Raw genomic sequence first — 15187 nt, forward strand, 5'->3', positions numbered from 1 at the left:
ATTCACGTGTAGGAGTTGTTCATGCCAGTTTCGCCGCGCCTTGCCTTCGTGCAATGCCTGAGCCCGTCCGGCTTGCATCGGATGGCGTATCACGAGTGGGGCGACGCACAGAATCCGCGTGTGCTGGTTTGCGTGCATGGCCTCTCGCGCACGGGGCGCGATTTCGACGTACTGGCGCAGGCGCTGTGCAATGACTATCGCGTCATCTGCCCCGATGTGGTGGGCCGCGGGCGCTCCGATTGGCTGGCCGATCCGAAAGGCTATGTGCTACCGCAATACGCGTCCGACATGGTCACGCTGCTCGCGCGCGTAAATGCGGAATCCGTCGATTGGTTCGGGACCTCGATGGGCGGTCTGATCGGCATCGGTTTGGCAGGCTTGCCGAAATCGCCGATTCGCAAGCTGCTGCTCAACGATGTGGGCCCGCGTGTGACGGAATCGTCGTTGACGCGCATCGGTGCTTACCTCGGCCTGAACGTACGCTTCAAGACCTTCGATGAAGGGCTGGCGTACCTGAAGACGATCAGCGCTTCGTTCGGCCCCCACACGCCGGATCAATGGCGTGAACTGAATGCCGCGATTCTGAAACCGCAGGGCGGCGAGTGGATTCTGCATTACGATCCGCGCCTGGCCGAGCCATTCAAGAACACCACGCCGGAAATGATCGCCGCTGGCGAAGCCACGCTGTGGAAACTGTTCGAGGCGATTCCCGGCGAGGTGCTGGTGGTGCGCGGCGCGCATTCCGATTTGCTGACGCGCGAGACAGTCGAAGCCATGATGCAGCGCGGCCAGCATGTGAACACGGTGGAAATTCCCGATGTGGGCCATGCGCCGACCTTCATCCAGCCGGATCAGGTGGCGATCGCCCGCAAATTCTTTCTCGGTCAATGACCGTTTGCTTGACCTCATTCGATTTGCAAGATGAGCACTGAACTGAAGCGTTACAACGTTGAGCACCGCTATTCCGACGCAGCCGTCTACAACGGTGTCGTCTATGTGGCAGGCCAGGTGCCTGAGACCACACTGGACGCCGGCATTGCCGAGCAGACCGCAGAAGTGCTCGCCATCATCGACCGCGTGCTCGCCGCCAACGCCAGCGACAAGACACGCATCCTGATGTGCCAGATCTTCCTGAAAGACATCGGCGAGATTGGCGAGATGAACAAGGTGTGGGACCAGTGGGTTGCCGCCGACTCAAAGAACTCGCCGCCGCGCGCCACCGTTGAGGCTGCGCTGGCCAATCCGAAGTACCGCATCGAAATCGTCGTGACGGCCGCACAGAAGAACTGAGCCCGTCGCGCAACAGGCCAGACGCAAGCAGGACGCATCATGGAGAACAAGACCGAACGGCCGGCCGAGGGGCACGGAACGGCGGCAGAGCAGGTCGCACGGGCGATCGAATACCTCGTGGCGAATGCCGCAGACAGCGTCACGCTGACCGGCGAGCCGCTGGAGTCGCACGCGCGCGGCACGATCGCCATCCTTGAAGGGCTGCGCGTCGATACGCCGTCGTTGCAGGCGGCCGCGCTGTTTCTGTTGCCCACGCTGGCAATGGACAACGAAAAGGCGCTCGAGCCCGCGTTCGGTGGCGAGGTTGTCAAGCTCGTACACGACGTGCGGCAACTGCTGCGCATTGGCGCGATTGCCGGTCTCGCCAGCCCGACCGATGCTAGCATCACGCGCAAGAACGAAGCTGAAGCGCGCCGTGCGCAAGTCGAGGCATTGCGCAAGATGTTGCTCGCGTTCGCGCAAGACATTCGCGTGGTGCTGATCCGGCTAGCGTCGCGGCTGCAATCACTGCGCTGGCTTGCGCAGACGAAACGTCCGGCGCCGGACGGCATGGCGCGCGAAACGCTGGATATCTACGCACCGCTGGCTAACCGCCTGGGCATCTGGCAGCTCAAGTGGGAGCTTGAGGATCTGGGCTTTCGCTTTGAGGATCCCGACACTTACAAGCGCATTGCCCGCTTGCTGGATGAAAAGCGCATCGAACGCGAGAAGTTCATCGGCCAGGCCATCGCGCAACTGCAAAAGACGTTGCACGACGCCGGCATTCAGGCGGAGGTAAGCGGTCGGCCCAAGCACATCTATAGCATCTGGAAAAAGATGCGCGGCAAGGAACTCGACTTTGCCGATCTGTACGACGTGCGAGCCTTCCGCGTCATCGTCGACGACATCAAGGATTGCTATACGGTGCTCGGTTTCGTGCACCACATGTGGCAGCCGATCCCGAAGGAGTTTGACGACTACATCTCGCGTCCGAAGGCCAACGGCTACATGTCGCTGCATACGGTGGTGATCGGAGACGACGGCCGCGCGCTGGAGGTGCAGATCCGTACGCGGGAGATGCACCACTTCGCCGAGTACGGCGTGGCCGCGCACTGGCGCTACAAGGAGGCGGGCAACAAGGGCTATGCCGGACAGTTCTCCGCCAGCGAGCGCTACGACGAGAAAATCGCCTGGCTTCGCCAACTGCTCGCCTGGAAGGACGACGCCGAGCACATCGTCGCGCACGAGGATTCCCCGTGGGAGCAACTCAAGCACACCGAGCTGGATGATCACATTTACGTGCTGACACCGCAGGCGCGCGTGATCGCGTTGCCGCAAGGTGCAACGCCGGTCGACTTCGCCTACTACCTGCACAGTGATCTCGGCCACCGCTGCCGCGGCGCGCGCGTCGACGGCACGATGGTGCCGCTGAATACGCCGCTCAAGAACGGCCAGACCGTCGAGATCGTCACCGTCAAGCAGGGCGGGCCGTCGCGCGATTGGCTGAACACCGAGCTGCACTATCTCGTCAGCCCGCGTGCCCGCACGAAAGTGCGCGCGTGGTTCAACGCGATGGAGCTGGAAGAGACCCTTGCGCAGGGCCGTGCGCTCATCGACAAGACGCTGCAGCGCGAAGGCAAGACCGCCGTCAACCTGGAAGAGCTGGCCGCCAAGCTCGGCTACAAGACGCCGGACGATCTCTATGCTGTGGTCGCCAAGGACGAGCTGAGCCTGCGTCGCATCGAGGCTGTTTTGCGCTCGGATGGGGCGCCGCCCCCCGCCCCCGTCGACGACGAAGCGGCCATTACCAAGAAGAGCCGCGCCACCAGCGTGGCTCGCGGCGCCAAGAGCGGCGTATTGGTGGTGGGCGTCGATTCGCTCCTCACGCAGATGTCGCGTTGCTGCAAGCCTGCGCCGCCCGACCCGATCGTGGGCTTTGTCACGCGCGGGCGTGGCGTATCGATTCACCGGCAGAGCTGTGCGACGTTCCAGCAGCTTGCCGCGCGCGCGCCCGGCCGCGTGATCCAGACGGAATGGGGCCAACGCAGCGATTCGGTCTACCCGATCGACATCCAGGTCGAGGCACTGGACCGGCAGGGCTTGTTGCGCGACATCTCGGAAATCCTCTCGCGCGAGAAGATCAACGTGACCGGGGTGCGCACGCTGTCGAGCAAGGGCGTCGCAAAAATGCAGTTCACCGCGGAAGTGTCAGAGGCGACACAACTGCAGCGCGCGCTGACGTTGATCGAAGAAGTGCAGGGGGTATTGACAGCCCGAAGGAAGTGACGGTATAGTTTCGTTCTTCGGCAGGCTCGTAGCTCAGCTGGTTAGAGCACCACCTTGACATGGTGGGGGTCGTTGGTTCGAGTCCAATCGAGCCTACCAACGCATTTGGCAGGACGCGTCGGGTAGGGTGTCCAAGCCGTCATCCTCGCAATTCCCGGGTTTGTCCCGTACAACTGAACACAAGGCGAAATATGATTCGGGCACCGCGAACTACAACCGCTTCGGAGCGACAGTAGTCAAGGTGCGTTTTTCGCCCTTTGCGGTCTGCCCAAGCGGTGGATGGCGCAAATGAAAACGCGGCCTTGGCCGCGTTTTTTTTCGTCCGCAGTTTCGTGTCACGCGTGGCGATCAAGCTGAAAGCGCTTCGAAGCATTCGATTCGACAACCTGCTGCGCTGATTTGGCGTGGCGCACGACAGAATAACGGCCGCTGCGCATCTCTCAAACGCGCAACGGTGACTCCACAGGAGCAAGCATGATCGCAATCACGTTGCCGGATGGTTCCCGGCGTGAGTTTCCCGGCCCGGTGACGGTGGCCGAAGTGGCACAGAGCATCGGAGCTGGGCTGGCCAAGGCCGCGCTGGCTGGCCGCGTGGACGGCCAGATGGTCGACACGAGCTACACGATTGACCGCGATGCGAAGCTCGCCATCATCACAGACAAGGACGCCGACGGCGTCGACGTGATCCGTCACTCTACGGCCCACTTGCTGGCTTACGCAGTCAAGGAGTTGTATCCGGACGCGCAGGTCACCATCGGTCCGGTCATCGAGAACGGCTTCTACTACGACTTCGCCTACAAGCGTCCCTTCACGCCCGAAGATCTCGTCGCCATCGAAAAGAAGATGGGTGAACTTGCCAAGAAAGACGAGACGGTTACGCGTGAAGTGCTGAGCCGCGACGAAGCCGTCAAGCTGTTCCAGGGCATGGGCGAAAAGTACAAGGCCGAGATCATTGCCTCCATTCCTGAGGATCAGGAAATTGGTCTGTACCGCGAAGGCAATTTCGTTGATCTCTGCCGCGGCCCGCACGTGCCGTCCACGGGCAAACTCAAGGTCTTCAAGCTGATGAAGGTGGCTGGTGCCTACTGGCGCGGCGACCACAACAACGAGATGCTCCAGCGCATCTATGGCACGGCCTGGGCCAAGAAGGAGGACCAGGAAGCCTACCTGCACATGCTGGAGGAGGCCGAAAAGCGCGACCACCGCAAGCTCGGCCGCGAGCTGGACCTCTTCCATATCGACGAGTACTCGCCTGGCACGGTGTTCTGGCACCCGAAGGGCTGGACGCTGTGGCAGGAGATCGAGCAGTACATGCGCCGCGTGTACCGCGAGAACGGCTACCAGGAAGTAAAGGGGCCGCAGATTCTCGACAAGTCGTTGTGGGAGAAGACCGGCCACTGGGACAAGTACCGCGAGAACATGTTCATCACGGAATCGGAAAAGCGCGAATACGCGCTCAAGCCGATGAACTGCCCTGGCCACATCCTCATCTACAAACAGGGGATCAAGAGCTATCGCGATCTGCCGCTGCGCTTCGGTGAATTCGGTGCCTGCCACCGCAACGAGCCTTCGGGTGGCCTACACGGCATCATGCGCGTGCGCGGCTTCACGCAGGACGACGGCCACATCTTCTGCACGGAAGACATGATCCAGGCCGAGGTGACGGCGTTTACGACGTTGCTGCAGAAGGTCTACAAGGATTTCGGCTTTACCGAGATTCTCTACAAGCTATCGACGCGGCCGGACAAGCGCATCGGCACCGAAGAAAGCTGGGATCGCGCCGAAGCCGCATTGGCCGAAGGTTTGCGTGCCTCGGGTTGCGAGTTCGAGTATCTGCCAGGCGAGGGTGCGTTTTACGGTCCGAAGATCGAATATGTGCTTAAGGATGCGCTTGGCCGTCAATGGCAATGCGGCACGATTCAGGTCGACCCGAACCTGCCGGAACGCTTGGATGCCGAGTTTGTTGGCGAAGATGGCGCGCGCCATCGCCCCATCATGCTGCACCGGGCCATTGTCGGCAGCCTAGAGCGCTTTATCGGTATCTTGATCGAGCAATATGCCGGAGCGCTGCCGACGTGGCTTTCACCAGTGCAGGTTGCGGTGCTCAGCATCACCGATTCGCACGCCGAATACGCACAATCCGTTGCGCAATCCCTGCAAAAACAAGGATTTAGGGCGATCGTCGATTTGCGGAATGAGAAGATTGGGTATAAAATCCGCGAGCATTCCGTGCAGAAGGTCCCATACCAGGTTGTGGTTGGCGACAAAGAGCGGGATGAAAATCAGGTGGCCGTGCGTGCCCGTGGCAACGTCGATCTAGGCTCCATGCCGGTGTCGGCGTTCGTTGAGCGACTGCAGAACGATCTCGCCAACAAGTCATGAGCTGGGCACGGCCTGTTTTTTTGATTCTTCGAGGACATCAACATCGCTACTGACAAATCTTCTCACCGCCTCAACCGCGAGATCACCGCGCCGGAAGTCCGGCTAACCGGGGTTGATAATGAGGCGCTCGGCATCGTCAAACTGTTCGACGCGCTGCGTCTGGCAGAAGAGAAGGACGTCGACTTGGTCGAGATCGCGCCGACTGCAACGCCGCCAGTCTGCCGCCTGATGGACTATGGCAAGTTTAGGTATTCGGAGCAGAAGAAGGCTCACGAAGCCAAGCTGAAGCAGAAGGTCATCCAGGTGAAGGAAGTCAAGTTCCGCCCTGGCACCGACGACAACGACTACGGCGTCAAGCTGCGCAACGCGACACGCTTCCTGGAAGATGGTGACAGGGTAAAAGTTACCTTGCGTTTCCGCGGCCGCGAAATGGCTCACCAGGAACTCGGCATGCGCGTGCTGGAGCGTATCAAATCTGACCTGGAGGAATTCGGTCAGGTTGAGCAGATGCCGAAGATGGAAGGTCGCCAGGCAGTGATGATGTTGGCGCCCAAGAAGAAAAAGTAATGCAGTGGCGGTCGGGCGATTCCGACCGCGCTGAGTAGGTTCCAGACGGAAACGTCGGAAAACGCGGCAGGTGTCAAAACCCGCCGCGATACAACAAGTGAGCCCGGGTCTTGCAAGTGTCGGCGCCAGCCGTCCACCTGGCTTCATGTCAAAAGCGGAGTTGTTCCATGCCGAAGATGAAGACGAAGAAAAGCGCCTCCAAGCGCTTTACTGCCCGTCCTGGTGGCACGATCAAACGTGGCCAAGCCTTCAAGCGTCACATCCTGACCAAGAAGACCACCAAGAACAAGCGTCACCTGCGCGGTACCGAGGGCGTCCATGAGACGAACCTGAAGTCCGTTCGCGCAATGATGCCGTACGCCTAACCCTAACTAACTACGAAAGGAGCATTTCATGCCTCGAGTAAAACGTGGGGTCACAGCGCGGGCCCGTCATAAGAAGGTTATCAGCGCAGCCAAGGGTTACCGCGGCCGCCGCAATAACGTCTATCGCATCGCCAAGCAGGCGGTCATGCGTGCTGGTCAGTACGCCTACCGCGATCGTCGCAACAAGAAGCGCGTGTTCCGTGCGCTCTGGATTGCACGTATCAACGCTGGCGCACGCGAGCATGGTCTGACCTACAGCAAGTTCATGAACGGCCTGAAGAAGGCGTCCATCGAGCTGGACCGCAAGGTGCTGTCGGACATGGCCATTCACGACAAGGTGGCTTTTGCTGCCATCGTGAACCAGGTGAAAGCCAACGTCGCCTGAATTGGATTGGCCGGGCAGGCCGCTGGAATTGCCCAGTAAGTTTGCCGGCTGATCACCCTGACGGGGCTCTCACCGAGCCCCGTTTTTTATTCCGCGCATTTCGCGGACCCGAATCACCCCGAATTTTTTCGCTCGCCTTCCCATGTCACTGGATCTGGATCAAGTCGTCGTCGATGCCCAAAACGCGTTTGCCTCCGTGGAGGACAACGCCTCGCTGGAAAACGAGAAGGCGCGCTTTCTCGGCAAGTCCGGCGTGCTGACCGACTTGCTCAAAGGCTTGGGCAAGCTCGATCCGGAGACGCGCAAGTCCGAAGGCGCGCGCATCAACCAAGCCAAGAGCCGTGTTGAGGAGGCGCTGAACGCCCGCCGCCAGGCGCTGGCTGATGCGCTGATGAACGCCCGCCTTGCAGCCGAGGCGATCGACGTAACGCTGCCAGGCCGCGATGTGGCCGAGGGTAGTCTGCACCCGGTGATGAATACCTGGGAGCGGGTCGCCAAGATTTTCGGTTCGATCGGTTTCGATGTGGCTGACGGCCCCGAAATCGAATCGGATTGGATGAACTTCACGGCGCTGAACAATCCGGACAACCATCCGGCGCGCTCGATGCAGGACACGTTCTACATCGACGGTCGCGATAGCGAAGACAAGCTTCTGCTGCTGCGCACGCACACCAGCCCGATGCAGGTGCGCTATGCCCGCATGCACGTCGAGAAGTACAAGCATCTCGACCGCATTCCGCCGATCAAGGTCATCGCTCCGGGGCGCACGTACCGCGTTGACAGCGATGCCACGCACTCGCCGATGTTCCATCAGGTCGAAGGCCTCTGGATTGCAGACAACATCAGCTTTGCCGACCTGAAGGGCGTCTATACCGATTTCCTGCGCAATTTCTTCGAGCGCGACGACATCCAGGTGCGTTTCCGCCCGTCGTATTTCCCGTTCACCGAGCCGTCGGCCGAGATCGACATGGCATTCGGCAACGGTAAATGGCTGGAGATCTCCGGTTCCGGCCAGGTGCACCCGACCGTGGTACGCAACATGGGCCTGGACCCTGAGCGCTACATCGGCTTTGCGTTCGGCTCCGGCCTGGAGCGCCTGACGATGCTGCGTTATGGCATCAACGACCTGCGCCTGTTCTTCGAGGGCGATGTGCGTTTCCTGCGCCAGTTCGCGTAAGCGCCGAGCGCTCGCACTGGTACTTTATCGCCCCGTTAATCGAATTCTCTTTCCTGTCGCGCCATGCAATTTCCGGAATCCTGGCTTCGCAGTTTCGTCAATCCGTCGATCACCACGGATGAACTCTCCCATCGTCTGACGATGGCTGGCCTCGAGGTGGAAGAGGTCGACCCCGTTGCGCCGCCGTTCTCGCAGATCGTTGTCGGCCATGTGGTCGAGGTGAACAAGCACCCGGACGCCGATCGCCTCAACGTGTGTAAGGTCGATGCGGGTACGGGCGAGCTGCTGCAGATCGTCTGCGGCGCGCCGAATGTGTCGGTAGGCATCAAGGTGCCGTGCGCGATGGTCGGCGCCGAGCTGCCGCCTGGCGAAGATGGCAAGCCGTTCAAGATCAAGATCGGCAAGCTGCGTGGCGTGGAGAGCTACGGCATGCTGTGTTCGGCGCGCGAGCTGAAGCTGTCGGAAGACCACGGCGGCCTCCTGATCCTGCCGGAAGACACGCCGGTGGGCGAAGACATCCGCAAGGTACTCGATCTGGACGACCAGATCTTCATCATTAAACTCACGCCCAACAAGGCGGACTGCCTGTCGATCCACGGCGTGGCACGTGAAGTTTCCGCTCTGACGGGCACACCGATCACCATGCCGTCGATGGCACCCGTTGCGGTAGCGCTGGCTGACAAGCTGCCCGTCAAGGTTGAGGCGCCGGACCTGTGCGGTCGCTTTTCTGGTCGCATCATCCGCGGCGTAAATGCGCATGCGAAGACCCCGACCTGGATGGTCTCGCGCATCGAGCGCGCGGGCATGCGCAGCGTGTCGGCGCTGGTCGATATTTCGAATTACGTGATGCTGGAGCTGGGGCGTCCGTCGCACGTGTTCGACCTGGACAAGATCCACGGCGGCCTGACGGTGCGCTGGGGCAAGGCTGGCGAACAGCTGAAGCTGCTCAATGGCGACACCATCACCGTCGACGAGAAGGTCGGCGTGATCTCGGACGAGCAGGCCATCGAAAGCCTTGCCGGCATCATGGGCGGTGACAAGACGGCCGTCACGCTCGATACGCAGAACATCTACGTCGAGGCCGCATTCTGGTGGCCGGAAGCCATCCAGGGCCGTGCACGCCGCTACAACTTCTCGACCGATGCCGGCCATCGCTTCGAGCGCGGCGTTGACTATGCGACGACCGTTGAACACATCGAGCGCATCAGCGCGCTGATCCTGGAAATCTGCGGCGGCCAGGCTGGCCCGATCGACGATCAGATTGTCAACTTGCCCAAGCGCGAACCGGTGCGCATGCGTGTCGCACGTGCTGCACGTGTGCTCGGTATTCCGCTGTCGCACGACGTTGTGGCGGACGTGTTCAAGCGCCTCGGCCTCACGTTCAGCGTGGACGGCGACGTGTTTATCGTCGAACCGCCGTCGTATCGCTTCGATCTCGAAATCGAGGAAGACCTGATCGAAGAAGTCGCCCGCATCTACGGTTTCGAGCAGATTCCCGCCAAGCCGCCGGTGGCCGAGAGCGCGATGCGCCCGACCGACGAGGCGCATCGCACGATGCACGACGTGCGTCATGCCGTGGCCGCACGCGATTACCACGAGGTCGTCAACTTCGCCTTTGTCGAGACCGAATGGGAAGCCGACTTTGCTGGCAACACCAACCCGATTCCGCTGCTGAATCCGATTGCCAGCCAGTACTCGGTGATGCGCAGCACGCTCATCGGCGGTTTGCTGGACAAGGTGCGCTACAACCTGAATCGCAAGGCTTCGCGCGTGCGTATGTTCGAGGTGGGACGTGTGTTCCACCGCGATGCGAGCGTCGCCGACGGTGGCCTGTCGATCGCCGGCTACGCGCAACCGATGATGGCGGGCGGCATTGCATATGGTCCGTCGAAGGAAGAGCAGTGGGGCGTGCAGACCCGTCCGGTCGATTTCTTCGATGTGAAGGGCGATGTCGAGTCGCTGCTGTGGCCGCTGCAGGCGCGTTTCGAGCGCGCCGAACATCCCGCGCTGCATCCGGGGCGCTCCGCGCGCGTGGTGCTGAATGGCCGCGCCATCGGCTGGATCGGTGAACTGCATCCGCGTTGGCTGCAGAAGTACGATCTGGCGACTGCACCGGTGGCGTGGGAAGTCGAGCTAGACGCCATTACCGCAGTAGGCTTGCCGAAGTATCGTGAAGTGCCACGTGTGCCGGCCGTGACGCGCGACATCGCGCTGGTTGTGCGCCAGGATGTGGCGGTGCAGGATCTGGTCGACACGTTCGAGAAAACGGCTGTCGGCACCCCTTGGCAGCGTTATCTGCAGGGCGTTGTGCTGTTCGATGAGTTCCGTCCGAAGGCCGCCACGGCTGCCATTGGGGCGCAGGAGAAAAGCCTTGCCTTCAGAATTACGTTGCAAGATACTGACAGCACCCTTCAGGACGACATTGTCGAGGCCGCCACACAGCAACTGATTCGAGCGGCCGGCGATGCATTTGGCGCGCGCCTGCGCGCTTGACGTCTCAGACGTCCGCACTGCGCTAGAGACAGCTCGAACGAACCTCCGCATTCGGATCGAATACGCTAAGCGAATCCTATGAACGATCAACACGCGCCAGCGTTGGCGGCATCCTTGGGCGACTCGCTCGGTTCTTCTTCGGCAGCATTGGCCGACGCACGTGATGCGCGCGGTCAGGACGTGCCGACGCTTACCAAGGCCGAGCTTGCCGAGATGCTGTTCGAGCAGGTCGGCTTGAACAAGCGTGAGTCGAAGGACATGGTCGAGGCATTTTTCGACGTGATTCGCGAGGCGCTCGAACAGGGTGATAGCGTCAAGCTGTCCGGCTTCGGTAACTTCCAGTTGCGCGACAAGCCGCAGCGCCCGGGCCGAAACCCAAAGACGGGGGAGATCATCCCCATTACCGCGCGTCGCGTCGTTACGTTCCATGCGAGCCAGAAGCTCAAGGCGCTCGTTGAAGAGCGCGTCGAGCCGCTGCCTGTCGACGTCGCGTAACTCTGCTGCGTGATCTCGTTCAGCTGTCCGTTCAATCCGTTTCTTTCGCCAGCCCTGTAGTTCAGCCCTGTATGGCCGCCGATAAACACACGGAGCGGGTCAACCTGCCGCCGATTCCTGCCAAACGCTACTTCACCATTGGCGAAGTGAGCGACCTGTGCGCAGTCAAGCCGCACGTGCTGCGCTATTGGGAGCAGGAGTTCACACAGCTCAAGCCCGTCAAGCGACGCGGCAATCGGCGTTACTACCAGCATCATGAAGTGCTGCTGATCCGGCGTATTCGCGAGCTGCTGTATGAGCAGGGCTTCACGATCAATGGCGCGCGGAACCGGCTGGACGAGTTGCGGCATGGCGTGGCCGCAGCGTCGCCGGTCGAGGCCGAAGAATTGGAAATGGAGGTTGCGGCGCCGATGTCCGTCGCTGCGAGCGCGTCGGTCGATGTTCAGGACTTGCGGCGTGAGCTGTCGGCCGTGTTGGAAGTGCTGCGTACCGACAAGCCATAAAGCCGATATTGCAGACAAGAAGCGCTCAGATAGAAACGAAAAAGCCCGCGTAACGTGATCCGTTACGCGGGCTTTTGTTTTGGTCGGGGCGAGAGGATTTGAACCTCCGACCACCTGCACCCCATGTAGGTGCGCAATCAGTCGCAAAACCGCGCCGGTCAACGGTTTCTAAGAAAACTGTCCAATATTGTGCTTATTTCTTAAGCACGTGGCCATGCGGCTTTCCGGCACGTCGGGTGGCTCATATTTGACAGAATTTCAGGCCGCCGGCAGCGTGAGACGAACGTTTGAAACCGGCACGTCGCGCTGCTTGATGTAGCCCTCGGTTGTTGCCCGATCAGTGTGCGCGCCCGCGATCTGCAGCTCGTCGATGTCGTACCCAGCGCGCTTGGCATCGGTCAGCGCCTGGGCGCGAATGTCCTTGATCGTGTAGCCCGTGTCGGTCAGGCCGGCGCGTGCCTTGGCGTCGTTCCACGCATCGCGGCAGGCTGCCGCCGTCTTTGGCTTGCCGTTCTTGTCCCGCACCACATAGTCGCCGCCGATGGGCTCGATCTTCTTGGCGCGCTTCAGCACTTCCTCAATCTCGGGCGTGAGCGGCCAGTCCACGGCCTCGCCGCTGCTGTCTTCCGTCTTGGTGGGCACGAACCGGATCAGCTTTCGCTTGGCGTCGATGTCTGCCCAGCGGAGGTTGCGGATCTCGGTCGAGCGCTGGCACGTCAGGTAACACAGATCGACGAACACCTGCATCATGGGGCCAGTCGGCGTCTTCTTACCGTCGGCGGCCACGGTAAGCGCGTCGCGGATGGCGACGAAGTGCTCAGGCCGGATGTAGACCTTTCGCACCTTCGGTTTTTTCACCTTGATCTCACGCACTGGGTTGATCTGGATGTGTCTCTTGCGCACCGCCCAGGAAAAGAACGACTGGAGCCACGCCTTCATGGCCCTCTGCGTGTTGAGCTTGTTGCCCCAGTTGCTGGTCAGAAATTCTTCGCAGGCCTCGACGTCCACCAGCTCGATGTCGAAGTTCGCAAAAGCAGTGCGCACAACCTCGCCGCGGCGTTCCCACTCAGCCCGATACGATGCCGCGTAGCCGGCCACGTGCTGATCCATGTAGATACGCACGAGGCGCGGCATGGTGCGCTCGCCAACATCGATCGACACCTTGCGCTTCTCGTCCGCCAGACGCTCGTACATGCGCGTTTCACCGTCATCGATGCGACACAGCTTGATCCACTTCTGATCGTTCGGCCGGACCCAGTGGAAGCTACCGTTGCGCTTGTAGACGCGGCTGGGCAGCCCGTCTGGTTTCGTGCGACGGCGTGCGTTCATGCTGCTCTACCCACACGCACGAGCTTGGGCCGAGCCGCCGCGTGCGCGTCATTCGATGGCGTCACGCCGCCGGCGCGCCGGGCCTGCATGATCTCGTAGGCTCCCCATGTCAGGGTCAGGCTGCCGTCCGCGCTCTGCACGGGCCTTACGCCGAAGTTCATCAAGAACCAGCGCACGCGCGCCGCGTTCTGCTTCAGTTTGGTCACTCGGTACAGATCGGCTTCGGTCATCAGTCGTTGGTTCATGATGTCAAATCCTGTTGCGCCCGCACTCTAGCGGGCATGCGCCACCTACGATGGCGCGATGTATCGATCAAACCTCTATCGTGAGTCGCTGCGCTGGTGGGCTGCAGCTATCGTCATCGTTTGTGTTGGCGCCATGGGCGCTTGCGGGATGTATCTCTAGCCTCAGCAATTTTGTAGCGGCTTGCGTGCTAGCATTCCCGCAATCTTTCGGAGGCGAGCGATGTTCGATCTCACGCAATGGATGCGCGCATATCCCGGGCAGGTCTTCCGAGACTTCGAGATGACTGTTACGCAGAACGGGAATGGCCTGTTCACCAAGCCAATGCCCACCGCAGAGCGGCCGCATCGTACGAGTCGCGAGTTTCTCGTGGTTCTTGAGCGTGACGTACGTGAGGCACTGGATGGCGGTGACGCCGCGACCCGAAACGCAATCGGGCAACGCTCGATCGACGTTATCAATCGGGTCTTCGCGGGCGGTGTGGACTTGGGTGAGGCCAGCGATCCGCAGATTCGTATTCACCTCGACAGTGAGGTGCTCGACGAATGGCTGAGAGGTCCGGAGTAAAGCGACAAGACAGCGAGGAACCATAGCTCCTTCCATTGCCGTCACTGTTGCGCAGCGGTAGCTCGCAGTGTCCGTTGCCGCAGCGCGCATATTGTCACTTGCCAGTCCCGCATTCTTCAGGGTGGCAATGAGCCTCCTCACAACGCCCCCCGCTTCGGCCGAACAGCGCCGTTGATCTTCTGCATACCCATCCGGCGCCCACCGCGGCGCGCGGACTCGATGACTTCCTGACACGAGCGGTGCGTCTTGACGGCGCCGTCGAGATCTCGTGCGCAGGGGATGCTGATGCTCTCCCACACGACGATGCCATTGACGCGCAGGGTGTAGCTGCAATGCAGCGAGCCGGGCAGGGGGCGGCGTTGCACGTCGTGCTTGCCGATGCGGATGGTGGCGGGGGTGCGGTTCACTATGCGATGCATGGTTGGTCTCCGTTGCGGCTGGTCAGTCGTCGAAGTCGCCTGCAGCCAGTTTCTTGAGGTCGACCCACACGCGGCGGGTCGTGCGAATGCGCGGATGGGTGCGGGCGTGCGCGGATGCCTCGATGGCGGTGCGGATGGGGCCGGCGGCGAGCGCTTGCGCATCCGTGCAGATGAGGCGGAGCTTGTTGCGCTCGGCGAGCACGGCCGCGTCCGCGATGGGGCGCGGCGGCATGTCAGGCCCCGAGCACCATTGCGGCATCGGGCGCGATGGCGCCGGCGAGGCCGAACGCGATCAGCACGACGGCGAGGCCGAGGGCGGGGTGGTGGCTGAAGTAGCCGGACGCGAGGCGGTGGAGGGCGGAACGGTGCATCGTGTCCTCCTTATGCCTGGCGCTGGGTGCTGCGCGTGGGCTCTGTCTCGGACGTTTCGTCGAGATGGAGGGCGTATGCGTGGAAGGCTAGGACTAGGCCGAGGGCGGCGAGATAGGCAAGGGCGAGCGCTGCCTGTACGACGGGTTTCACATTGATCTCCATTCACTTGATGGATGCACGATAGTTAAAACTATCGATCATAACAATAGTGAAGAGGTCAACTTTTGATACCTGTTCGGCCGCCGCCAATGCTGCTTTTGAGGGGATGTTCCTCTAACAAATTGAGTTGTTACGTAGTCCGGCCCGCTCTGTTGTGAGTGGAATCAATGAAGCAA

Annotated in this window: 17 protein-coding genes and 1 tRNA gene; 13 read left to right on the forward strand and 5 right to left on the reverse strand. The window is 61.2% G+C overall.

Features of this window, described 5'->3' with window-relative positions:
* Positions 1–21: 21 nt before the first annotated feature.
* From BM136_RS02420 to BM136_RS02475, 12 genes are all read left to right on the forward strand, one after another.
* Positions 22–891: an alpha/beta fold hydrolase gene (locus BM136_RS02420; protein ID WP_092969969.1), complete on the forward strand. Its 870-nt coding sequence runs from the start codon at positions 22–24 to the stop codon at positions 889–891.
* A 30-nt stretch (positions 892–921) separates the two neighbouring features.
* Entirely contained in the window at positions 922–1290 is a 369-nt protein-coding gene (locus BM136_RS02425; RefSeq protein WP_092969971.1) for a RidA family protein, read from the forward strand.
* Positions 1291–1329: 39 nt separating this feature from the next.
* A complete protein-coding gene (locus BM136_RS02430; protein WP_092969973.1) occupies positions 1330–3555 on the forward strand; it encodes a RelA/SpoT family protein in 2226 nt (741 codons plus the stop codon).
* A gap of 22 nt (positions 3556–3577) precedes the next feature.
* Positions 3578–3654, forward strand: a tRNA-Val gene (locus BM136_RS02435).
* A 375-nt stretch (positions 3655–4029) separates the two neighbouring features.
* Positions 4030–5937 carry a threonine--tRNA ligase gene (gene thrS, locus BM136_RS02440; RefSeq protein ID WP_092969975.1) on the forward strand — a complete coding sequence of 636 codons (1908 nt, stop codon included), beginning with the start codon at positions 4030–4032 and terminating at the stop codon, positions 5935–5937.
* Positions 5938–5973: 36 nt separating this feature from the next.
* Positions 5974–6504 carry a translation initiation factor IF-3 gene (infC, locus tag BM136_RS02445; protein WP_081311267.1) on the forward strand — a complete coding sequence of 177 codons (531 nt, stop codon included), beginning with the start codon at positions 5974–5976 and terminating at the stop codon, positions 6502–6504.
* A gap of 167 nt (positions 6505–6671) precedes the next feature.
* Positions 6672–6869, forward strand: coding sequence for a 50S ribosomal protein L35 (gene rpmI / locus BM136_RS02450; protein WP_004636003.1), 198 nt, complete (start codon positions 6672–6674; stop codon positions 6867–6869).
* 28 nt (positions 6870–6897) lie between these two features.
* Positions 6898–7254, forward strand: coding sequence for a 50S ribosomal protein L20 (gene rplT, locus BM136_RS02455; RefSeq protein ID WP_012762124.1), 357 nt, complete (start codon positions 6898–6900; stop codon positions 7252–7254).
* Positions 7255–7396: 142 nt separating this feature from the next.
* On the forward strand, positions 7397–8431 hold the full coding sequence (gene pheS / locus BM136_RS02460) for a phenylalanine--tRNA ligase subunit alpha (RefSeq protein WP_027681227.1): 1035 nt from the start codon (positions 7397–7399) through the stop codon (positions 8429–8431).
* A gap of 63 nt (positions 8432–8494) precedes the next feature.
* Positions 8495–10924: a phenylalanine--tRNA ligase subunit beta gene (pheT, locus tag BM136_RS02465; protein WP_092969977.1), complete on the forward strand. Its 2430-nt coding sequence runs from the start codon at positions 8495–8497 to the stop codon at positions 10922–10924.
* A 78-nt stretch (positions 10925–11002) separates the two neighbouring features.
* The gene (locus tag BM136_RS02470) at positions 11003–11419 is read left to right on the forward strand and encodes an integration host factor subunit alpha (protein WP_092969979.1); all 417 of its coding nucleotides are present in this window, start codon (positions 11003–11005) and stop codon (positions 11417–11419) included.
* Between the two features lie 71 nt (positions 11420–11490).
* Entirely contained in the window at positions 11491–11922 is a 432-nt protein-coding gene (locus tag BM136_RS02475; protein ID WP_092969981.1) for a MerR family transcriptional regulator, read from the forward strand.
* 258 nt (positions 11923–12180) lie between these two features.
* Here the strand turns inward: BM136_RS02475 and BM136_RS02485 are convergent, their stop codons facing one another.
* Together BM136_RS02485 and BM136_RS02490 are read right to left on the reverse strand one after the other, a co-directional pair.
* Positions 12181–13251, reverse strand: a complete 1071-nt coding sequence (locus BM136_RS02485; RefSeq protein WP_092969983.1) for a tyrosine-type recombinase/integrase — start codon at positions 13249–13251, stop codon at positions 12181–12183.
* Entirely contained in the window at positions 13248–13496 is a 249-nt protein-coding gene (locus tag BM136_RS02490) for a hypothetical protein (RefSeq protein ID WP_092969985.1), read from the reverse strand. Before BM136_RS02490 ends, BM136_RS02485 begins: the two co-directional genes overlap by 4 nt.
* 220 nt (positions 13497–13716) lie before the next feature.
* Here BM136_RS02490 and BM136_RS02495 point away from each other — a divergent pair, with 220 nt between their 5' ends.
* Entirely contained in the window at positions 13717–14061 is a 345-nt protein-coding gene (locus BM136_RS02495; protein WP_092969987.1) for a hypothetical protein, read from the forward strand.
* Between the two features lie 137 nt (positions 14062–14198).
* Here the strand turns inward: BM136_RS02495 and BM136_RS02500 are convergent, their stop codons facing one another.
* The 3 genes from BM136_RS02500 to BM136_RS25305 are packed head-to-tail and all read right to left on the reverse strand — an operon-like array spanning position 14199 to position 14851.
* On the reverse strand, positions 14199–14480 hold the full coding sequence (locus BM136_RS02500; RefSeq protein ID WP_092969989.1) for a hypothetical protein: 282 nt from the start codon (positions 14478–14480) through the stop codon (positions 14199–14201).
* A 22-nt stretch (positions 14481–14502) separates the two neighbouring features.
* Complete coding sequence (locus BM136_RS02505; protein WP_092969991.1) at positions 14503–14712, reverse strand: hypothetical protein; 210 nt, start codon at positions 14710–14712, stop codon at positions 14503–14505.
* A gap of 1 nt (position 14713) precedes the next feature.
* Positions 14714–14851, reverse strand: a complete 138-nt coding sequence (locus BM136_RS25305) for a hypothetical protein (protein ID WP_175537060.1) — start codon at positions 14849–14851, stop codon at positions 14714–14716.
* Positions 14852–15187: the final 336 nt, after the last annotated feature.

The sequence above is a fragment of the Ralstonia sp. NFACC01 genome, from assembly GCF_900115545.1.
Lineage (GTDB): Bacteria > Pseudomonadota > Gammaproteobacteria > Burkholderiales > Burkholderiaceae > Ralstonia > Ralstonia mojiangensis.